This is a genomic window from Cryobacterium sp. MLB-32 (assembly GCF_000738085.1).
In the GTDB taxonomy this organism is placed as follows: Bacteria; Actinomycetota; Actinomycetes; order Actinomycetales; family Microbacteriaceae; genus Cryobacterium.
The window spans coordinates 1-1840 of record NZ_JPRS01000324.1; the positions used below are offsets into that span (position 1 = coordinate 1).

A 1840-nucleotide genomic window follows, 5' to 3' on the forward strand; every position below is an offset into this window, starting at 1 on the left:
CAACCCCGCGGCCTGGTTCTGGTCGAGCACACCGGCGAGGTCATCTTCGGCAGAGCGCACCATTGACCGAAACTTGACGATCCGAAAGGTAAGCCCGTTGCGACCGCATCGCTCCTGCCGAAAAAGTACGGGACCGGGGCTGTCGAGCTTGATCGACAGGGCGATCACGAGCAGCACGGGGAATAACAGAAGGAGAGCGAGCCCCGCAACAACGGCATCCAGGCCGCGCTTCAAGACGTGACGGGCGCCCTCGAAGCGGGGGATCTCCACGTGGATGAGCGGCAGCCCGTCAACGGGACGGAAATGAATGCGGGGCCCCGCGACATCCGTCAACCGACTGGACAGCACCAGATCGGCGGACGTGCCCTCCAAGTCCCAGGCAAGCTGGCGTACATACTCGCTTGCTGTTCCGGTCGACTCGCTGTTCGCCCCTACGCCGACCTCCGGGGGGAGGCTGGGCTGCCCGGCCACGATCACGGTATCGACAGCAAGGGTGCCGGCGGCGGACGCTACCCCTGCGAAGTCGGAAACGATGGGCACCGAGTGGTCGGCCGCCTCGATCGGCGGACCGTCGGCGTCTCTCAACGCTGCGCCAACGATGTAGTACGCAGCCCCGGACTTGTCATCGATCTGTTTCACGACGTACTCCACGTCGTGCCGATGGCCCACCACGATCACCCGGGCAAGATAGTGGCCTTGGCGGCGTTGGCGCAGCAACCACTTGCGCCAGAGCCAGCGCTCGAGGAGCAGACCTGCCACGCCGAGGGGAAGTGCAAGGATGAAGAAACGGCGCGCAATATCGATCTGCAGGATGAGAAATGTGATGGCCAGGAGCCCGAAAGCGAGTGCGCTCGCGTTGACGACCAATTTATATTCACGCGCGCCGACACCGACCACACGGGAATCCCGCGTGCGCGACGCACCGAGGATGGCGATCCAGGCCGCGATGATCAGCACTGACAGGGCAGAGTAGGTCACATAAAATGGGCCGATCGACGTGGTGGGCCCATCCGTTCCGAATCGAGCCACGAGCGCGACGGCGACGGCGAGGACGATGACAAGCACGTCGGTGATGAGCAGCCGCATCCGGTAGCGACGCGACCAGACGGCGCCCGAGGCGGGGGTGTCGATGGCACGTCCAGGCCGCTTGAGCGATTGCTGCTCAACCAATTTCAGCCGGGGGTGCCGTCCGGGAATCGAGGCCGGCCCGCGCGGCGATGGTTCAGCCACCCCACATCACCCCCGAACGGGCCGGAAGCGATGCAGGACGATGCGACGAGCTGGCAGGGGCTCGGTTCGACTTCACTGGGCAGCTCTTGCGCTGACCCGTCGCACAGGTGTTCAAGAGTGTTTCCCTGCTTGTAAGAGGTCACAGGATCGGTGGGGCCGGGTGAGCGACAGAGGCATATTGCGCTCCTCATAAACTGGTGCGGACCATACCGCGCTTTCCGCGAGCCGGGGTGACCCCACATTGGGGGTACCGTGCGCGCTCCGGCCCGGCGGGAGAACGCTCCAGGCCGCCTTGTCGGCCGGAACGGGTAGAAGGGTACGTCCAGTGCACCCCACGCGGGGGTGGAAAAAGCACGTTTAGGCCGATCTGCACTCGTATTAGCCCTTGTTGGGGGGAGGCGAGTGTCCCGGGGCATGTGGCAAAGTTTGGTCCGTAGGGAGATCTGAGCCATGCGTAGGAATCGCCCCACACCGACAAATGCCCCGTCGTTTGAGGGTGCTGGTTCCTCCCGAAATCTTCAGGCACACCCCCTGCGGTCCCTTGAGACGGTCGCTCCGCACACCAGAGAACAGGACTGCTATGACGGCCATAAAGGCACAGACGCGGCTC

1 protein-coding gene is annotated in these 1840 nt (G+C 64.2%); it reads right to left on the reverse strand.

The window, feature by feature from the left end; translation table 11 throughout:
* The coding region (locus tag JF66_RS25155; protein ID WP_156109909.1) for a sugar transferase at positions 1-1230 on the reverse strand (1230 nt) is incomplete at its 3' end.
* Positions 1231-1840: the final 610 nt, after the last annotated feature.